The following is a 7,137-nucleotide window of genomic DNA, read 5'->3' on the forward strand; positions in this document are numbered from 1 at the left end:
CACGCCGCGGCCGCTGCGCCTTCGCAGCGTCGGCCGACGTCGCCGCCGTGGGACAGTCCGGGGCGATGCGTGGGCGAAAGGTCACCGCTTCGCGCCGTTCGAGAGGGGCGACGAACGCGGGCGCGCGCCAGGCCTGACGCCGCAGAAACCCCAGGCTGCTGTTGTCGAAACAGCCTGATAGGAGGAGGATGACCGGAGGCGGCGGCCATGCTGGATCAGGCCAGGGTCGTAGTTCGACAGGCGAGCGGCGAAGAACGGCTCGATAATGAGGAAGAGGACCGTGACGCAGCACCGAATCTACTCCACGAGCTTCGCCAGCGTGTATCCGCACTATGTCGCCAAGGCGGAGAAGAAGGGTAAGACGAAGGCGCAGGTCGACCAGATCATTCGCTGGCTGACCGGTTTCAGCGAGGTCGAACTCGAGGCTGAGCTGGCCGCACAAACCGATTTCGAGACCTTTTTCGCCAAGGCGCCTGCGCTCAATCCCGCCCGCTCCCGGATCACCGGCGCCGTCTGCGGCGTCCGCGTCGAGACGATCGACGAGCCGCTGATGCGAGAGATCCGATACCTCGACAAGCTGATCGACGAGCTGGCCAAGGGCAAGGCGATGGAGAAGATCCTGCGGACCGAGGCTGCGCTCTGAAGCTTCGCTCTTAAGGCGACGACCACGCCGATAATCGAGCGCTCGGCTGTAGATAGGCGAATTGAGAGACGTGCGCTGGGCCTTATGCGCGACATGTTCAGCAGCACGGGCTCGATCCACCTTACCAGTGCGCTCAGTTCATGTTCCAGCTTCGGCCGCGCGTGACGGACCGCGCGGCTTACGCGCCGTCATCGCTCGGCGGGGTCTGGTCGGACCAGGGAAGGATAGGACGTCGCCGCGAGTACTCGGTCCACGTCGTGACGTCGAGGATCAGCCGATATTTGTCGCGCAAGCGCTCGAACATCAGCCGGTCGCGCGGCTCCGGCTTGCCCGGTTTCGCCGCTTTCGACTTGAGATATCGACCGAGAACGGCGAGCAGAAAATCCGGCGCGCTGATCCCCAGATGCGGCTTCGAGACGAACTGGACGGCGAAGTCCACCGGGCGACGGTCGTCGCGCGCCTTGAGACGGTCGAAGGCGTCCTGGATCAGCCCTTTGACCCTGTGCGCCGAGACCTTCTCGTTCTGCTCGATGTAAAAGGACGCGAGCTGACTTTCCGCGGCTTTCAGGCGTCGCTCGATGATTGCGCCGAGCAGTCGCAGATAGGTCTCCTCGTAACGACTGGGGTCGTCACAGTCGGCGAAGGCGACATAGCCCTCGAACCGCATCCCCTCGAGCCGCCTGACATAGGCGATGCGAAGGTCCTCGGTGGCGTCGACGAAATGCAGGCCGCGCTTGCGCAGGGCCGCCGGGTCTCCGTCCAGATACATGTCCGCCAGCGCGGCTTCGAGAACCTGGCCGGCCTCGATCGCCATTCGGGGGCCGTGCTGGCTCACCGCCATGCCGATCGCCAGGACCTTTTGTCCGCCGCGGTCGAATTCCGCCTCGTCCACGAAGATGAAGAAGGGCGCCCGGTGCTGACCGCGCGGCGCGAAGCTCGGCTTCATGCCTTCATCCTGCAACGCCTTGCGCCACTGCGTCCTCAGGCGGGGCGCCATCGCGGGCTCGTGGTGGGCGACGAACCGGACCAGGCCGTCGACGCGGTTGACCTCCTGCTGGATGACGCGCGCGTCGTTGACGCCGCGATGCCGGAAGTGGTCGGCGATGCCGAATTTCCCGGCGTAGTAGAGTTCCTGCCGCAGCCGGCGCTTTCGTTCGCGCGGAACGTGAGGCTGCGCCGGGTCGCTGATGCTCAGCCCGGTCACATAGTGCGCCTGGCCGATCTTGGACCGGCGCGTCTTGTCCTCCGCCAGCACGAAGCCTTGCGCCTCGACAACCGACCGCAGCGCATCGATGGCGGGGAGCTGGTCATCCCCCGAGAAGGTGAGATCGTCGGCGTACCGCGTGTAGGTCGCGTTCGCTCCGCTCGCCAAGGCCGCGCAGGCGAGATCGAGAGGAAGCGCCACGGCGTTCGAGATCACCGGGCTGGTGGGCAGGCCCAGCGGCAGGCCGCCGCCGATCGTGACGAATCGCGCGAGCAGCTCGGCCACGTCGGGAACTAAACCCAGCTTGGTGAACAGGGCGGCGACGCGATCCGTCGTGATCGAGGGGAAGAAATTCTCCAGGTCGGCGTTCAGCAGCGCCGAGCGCCCCGCGTGAGCCGAAGCGTTCTCCCGGATGTTGCGGCCGGGGCGATAGCCGTAGACGGCGTCGTGCGGATAGCCGGGCAGGGCGATGCGGAAGAAGGTCTCGAGCCGGCGCGCCAGCGTCCGATATCCGGGCTTGCCCAGCAGCGGCTCCCACACCGTTCGATGGCCGCGCCTGCGATTCCGCTTTGGAATGTCGTGGCGAAGGAAGACCGGAATGTCCTCGATTGAAGCGGCGTCGGCGGCTCGCTGGAGGGCTTCGATCTGCTCTTCACGGGTCCTGGGAGGATCGAAGGCGAGGATGGCCTCGAATGTCGCCTCGTCGGTTCCGATCGCCGTGATCAGCGCTTCGCGGGTCGTGACGCGTCGAAAATCGGCGGGAAACGTCATGGACGGCGCGCGCCGAGAGGGGCGGCACGCGATACGAAGCAAGTGGTGCTGAATACAGCAGACGCGACTCGCGCCTTGAACCTTATAGCCATGCCGCCCCCACGGCCGTTTATAGGCCCATACCCCTGAAGTTCAAGGCGAGCACATGACCGGGCCTGCCTGCTCTTTGCAAGGCAAGTCATCGTAAGGGGAAGGCCTTCCCCTGAGCGGGAGCCCGCCCGCGGTCTCCCGCTACCCCTTCGAGCAGGGGGCTTCGCCCCCCGCAACGCCCCCCATTGACGGTCGCCGCGCGTTCGCGCGGCGGCTTTGTTTGGGCCTCTCCCTGAAGCGGGGGGTGGCCGACGCGCCCTTCTGGACGCGCCCCGGCGCGCGCCAAGCGGCCGTTGGCCGCTCCTCCGCTTCGCTTCGGCCCCGTGGGTGACGCCCGCCTTGCAGGGCGCGTCCGGCAGGACGCCTTCGCCGTCCACCCCCCGCTTCCGGGAGAGGCTGTGGGGTTTGGGGCGGGGAAGGAGGATCGCCATGCGTAAGGACAGCCAGCCGCAGCGCCGCCCGAAAGGGAAAGGGAAAGGGAAGGGGCGGGCTTCGCCCGCCGCCGAACCGCGCGCCAACCTCTATGACGAGGTGACGGCCAAGATCATCGCGGAACTCGAAGCCGGGACCTTTCCATGGGTCCGGCCGTGGGGCCGCGCCGGGGCGGGACGTCCCGGCCTGCCGAGAAACGCCGCCACCGGCCGCCGCTATTCGGGCGTCAACGTCCTGCTCCTGTGGGGCGCGGGCTTTTCCGAAGGCTACGCCTCGCAGAACTGGCTGACCTTCCGTCAGGCCCTCGCGGCGGGCGGGAGCGTCCGCAAGGGCGAGCGCGGGACGACCGTCGTCTACGCCGACCGCTTCACCCCCGAGGCCGAGAAGGAGCGCGCCCGCGAAACCGGCGAGGACGCCCGCGTCGTGCCCTTCCTCAAGCGCTTCACCGTCTTCAACCTCGACCAGTGCGAAGGGCTGGACCGGCTCGTCCCCGAACCTGCGCCGCTTCCCGAACGCGAGATCGTCCCGCGCGCCGAAGCCCTGATCGCCGCCACCGGGGCCGATGTCCGCATCGGCGGCGAACGCGCCTACTACCACCCCGGCGAGGACTATATCCGCATCCCGCCGCAGCCCGCCTTCTTCGACCAGATCAACTACTACCGCACGACGCTGCACGAACTGATCCACTGGACCGGCCACCCGACCCGGCTCCGTCGCGACCAGTCGGGCGGCTTCGGAACCCCGGCCTACGCCCGCGAGGAACTGGCCGCCGAACTCGGCTCCGCCTTCCTGTGCGCCGCGCTCGGCGTCGCCCCGACCGTGCGGCACGCCGACTATCTGGCCAGTTGGCTGACCGTCCTGCGCTCCGACAATCGCGCCATCTTCCGCGCCGCAGGGCAAGCGTCCAAGGCCGCCGACTATCTCTTGGCCTATGCGCCAGAGGCGGACGAGGCCGCCGCGAGCGTCGCCTGTGAGATGGGGAGGGCGGCGGCATGATCCTCCTGACCCCCGAGCTTCGCGCCGCGCTCCTCGCCAACGCCGCCGCCCATCGTCACGCGCTCCAATCCGGCGCGGTCGAGCCCGACCCTGTGCCCGTCGTCAAATTCTTCAGTCCGGTCGGCGCGGCGACATGGCTCGCGACCGAACTGGATGAAGACGGCGACACCCTGTTCGGGTTGGCCGACCTCGGCTTCGGAACCCCCGAACTCGGATCGTTCAACCTTGCCGAGATCGAGAGCGTCCGCCTGCCGTTCGGGCTCGCCATCGAGCGCGACCTGCATTTTTCGACCCATTTCCGGCTGTCGGTCTGGTCCGCCTGGGCGCGCCGCGCCGGGTCGATCATCCGCGCCGAAGCCCTTCTGCGCCGGGCCAGCCCGCTCGGCGCGTTCCCCGATCCGAGCGCCGACCCCGGCCAAGGATGAGCGCGCGGCTCTTCCCGCGTATCCCGGCCCCGCCCGTCACTCTGGAGGAGATCAAGCGGACGGGGCCGGTCACTCCCGAAGGAGAGACTGTCATGCAACTCGCAAACATCGACCTTGGCAAGCTCAGCGTGTCCAAGCTGAACATGCGCAACGGCAAGGCCCCGCCCGACGTGTCGGACATCCTGCCCACCGTGCGCGCGCGCGGCGTCCTCGTGCCGCTTCTCGTCCGACCCTCCGGCGAAGGCGAGACTTTCGAGATCGTCGCGGGCCGTCGCCGCTATTTCGCGGCGCGCACCGTCCTCGAGGAAGGCGGGGAGGTCGAACCCCTGCCGTGCGCCATCATGGAGCCCGGCGACGACGCCGCCGCGCTCGAAGCCTCGCTGATCGAGAACATCGCCCGCCTCGACCCCGGCGAGGTGAACCAGTGGGAGACCTTCGCCGGACTGATCCGAAAGGGACGCACCCCCGAACAGATCGGCCAGACCTTCGGCCTGACCCTGCTCTACGTCCGGCGCATCCTCGCGCTCGGCAATCTCCTGCCGGGCATCCGCGCCCTCTACGCCGCCGACAAGATCGACGCGGCCACCATTCGTCACCTGACGCTCGCCAGCCGCAGCCAGCAGAAGGACTGGCTCGCTCTCTACGACGACCCCGAGCAATATGCGCCCACCGGCCAGTCCCTCAAGGCGTGGCTGTTCGGCGGCCAGTCGATCCCGACCAAGGTCGCGATCTTCGACCTCGACGCCTATCCGGGCCGGATCAAGGCGGACCTGTTCGGGGAAGACGGCTATTTCGAGGACGCCGACACCTTTTGGACGATGCAGAACGAGGCGGTGGCGGCGCTGCGCGACCGCTACCTTGAAGACGGCTGGTCCGCCGTCGAGATCATGGATACGGGCGAGCATTTCTACAGCTACGACCATGAGAAGACGCCCAAGGACAAGGGCGGCAAGGTGGTCATTTCGGTCAGCGGGCGCGGCGACGTGACCGTCCATGAGGGCTATCTTTCGGGCAAGGAGGCCCGGCGCGCCCGCGCCGCCGCCGCCAAGGCCGAGGCGCAGGCGCAAGGCCTGCCCCCGGGCGCAGGCAAGCCCGAGACGACCGGCGTCATGCAGGACTATATCGACCTGCACCGCCACGCCGCCGTGCGCTGTGGACCGTGCGGACAGCCGACCGCCGCGTCCGCAACGAGGCCATGGCCGACAGCGTCGAGACCGCGAGCGCCGAAACCGTCTTCGACGCCAAGCGCCGGGCCGTCCTCGCCCTGCTCGGCTTCGACGCCGAGGACGAAAGCGTCGCCCGCGCGCAGGCGCGCGAGACGCCGGTCGTCGAACTCTTCGCGCGGATGGTGAAGCTCTCCGACGACGAGGTGTTCGCCGTCGCCGCCGTCATCATGGGCGAGACGCTGGCGGTCGGCGGCCCGTTGGTCGAGGCGGTCGGGGCCTACCTCAAGGTCGATATGGCCGAGTGGTGGACCCCCGACGACGCCTTCTTCGGCCTGCTGCGCGACCGCGCCGTCGCCAACGCCCTGCTGCGCGATGTCGGCGGCAAGCGGATCGCGGACGCCAATGTCGCGGAGAAGGTGAAGACGCAGAAGACCATCCTGCGCGATTTCCTCGCCGGGTCGGGCGGACGCGCCAAGGTGGACGGCTGGACGCCCAAGTGGATGGCCTTTCCTCCCGCTCGCTACACCGACCGGATTTACGCTCCGGTCGATCGGTGGGGGGCGGTCAAGACCGTCATGCGGCGGCTGCCGCCGCCGCATGCGCTCGAACCTGCGCCCTACGCCATCGCGGCGGAATAGCAACGGGACGGGCGGCGGCCTCCGCCGCCCGTTTCATCGGCCCGAAAAATCGCGCGCCGCCCGGCGCCCCTGCAGGGGGCGCCGGGCGGCGCATTCTTTTGGTCAATCCTCCGAAGGTGGTTCGTCTCCATCGCTCGTCGGAGGAGGAGGCGGCGGCGCTGGAGCAGGCAGATCGACGCCGCTCTCTTTTAGGATGCGCCAGGCCAGTTCGATCTCGCCTGCGACCGGCATGGGCGTCCCGAACCGCTCCAGCCACATCGCTGCGATGGATTCAAAATCCGAGCTTTCCGTCACGTCGATGCTTCCCCGCTCGCCATGACCCTAGGTCAGAATGCGCCCGAAGACTGCAAAGGAGTGTAGCGCGCCGCGAGGCGTTCGCTCGGGCCGGTGGCGGCTCGGAGTGCGGGTCCTGCGGGGACGCTCCGAGCCGCCGGCCGCGGTACCGGAACAGCGGCGCGTCGAGCCTAGAGAAAATCATCGCAAGGTCCATGGGGAAGCGGCCCGGTGCGCCGCAAGGGGGGGCGAGCTGGCGCGCCGGGCCGCACGCATTTCCGAGCGCGGAACTGCAACGGCTAAGCGTTCGGGCGCGGGGGAGGGTTCCCTCATCATGGCGGGATGCACCCCGCGACGTCGGTATTTCAGTTGATACCTCGCGTCATTCGTCTAGCGTCCGCGCTTCCGAATGCTGGGAAGGGGAATGTTCATGACCGACGACGCTGCGCCGACCGCCAGCCTCATCGACCTGACGGCCGATGTTGTCGCCGCCTATGTC

At 68.2% G+C, this 7,137-nt stretch carries 6 protein-coding genes; 5 read left to right on the forward strand and 1 reads right to left on the reverse strand.

The window, feature by feature from the left end:
• The first annotated feature begins 265 nt into the window (after nucleotides 1-265).
• Entirely contained in the window at nucleotides 266-643 is a 378-nt protein-coding gene (locus RT567_RS11670) for a DUF2200 domain-containing protein (protein WP_003169290.1), read from the forward strand.
• Between the two features lie 178 nt (nucleotides 644-821).
• Here RT567_RS11670 and RT567_RS11675 read toward each other — a convergent pair whose 3' ends face one another.
• Entirely contained in the window at nucleotides 822-2,618 is a 1,797-nt protein-coding gene (locus tag RT567_RS11675; protein WP_003165163.1) for a reverse transcriptase family protein, read from the reverse strand.
• Nucleotides 2,619-3,137: 519 nt separating this feature from the next.
• On the opposite strand from RT567_RS11675, the gene RT567_RS11680 reads away from it, so the two are divergent.
• The 4 genes from RT567_RS11680 (at nucleotide 3,138) to RT567_RS11695 (ending at nucleotide 6,365) form a co-directional block, all read left to right on the forward strand.
• On the forward strand, nucleotides 3,138-4,136 hold the full coding sequence (locus tag RT567_RS11680) for an ArdC family protein (protein ID WP_003165162.1): 999 nt from the start codon (nucleotides 3,138-3,140) through the stop codon (nucleotides 4,134-4,136).
• Nucleotides 4,133-4,561, forward strand: a complete 429-nt coding sequence (locus tag RT567_RS11685; protein ID WP_003165161.1) for a DUF2958 domain-containing protein — start codon at nucleotides 4,133-4,135, stop codon at nucleotides 4,559-4,561. Before RT567_RS11680 ends, RT567_RS11685 begins: the two co-directional genes overlap by 4 nt.
• Nucleotides 4,562-4,653: 92 nt before the next feature.
• Nucleotides 4,654-5,913: a ParB/RepB/Spo0J family partition protein gene (locus RT567_RS11690; RefSeq protein ID WP_313576518.1), complete on the forward strand. Its 1,260-nt coding sequence runs from the start codon at nucleotides 4,654-4,656 to the stop codon at nucleotides 5,911-5,913.
• On the forward strand, nucleotides 5,907-6,365 hold the full coding sequence (locus tag RT567_RS11695; protein ID WP_313576519.1) for a hypothetical protein: 459 nt from the start codon (nucleotides 5,907-5,909) through the stop codon (nucleotides 6,363-6,365). Before RT567_RS11690 ends, RT567_RS11695 begins: the two co-directional genes overlap by 7 nt.
• Nucleotides 6,366-7,137 lie beyond the last annotated feature (772 nt).

It is taken from the genome of Brevundimonas sp. (genome assembly GCF_032107865.1).
GTDB lineage: Bacteria > Pseudomonadota > Alphaproteobacteria > Caulobacterales > Caulobacteraceae > Brevundimonas.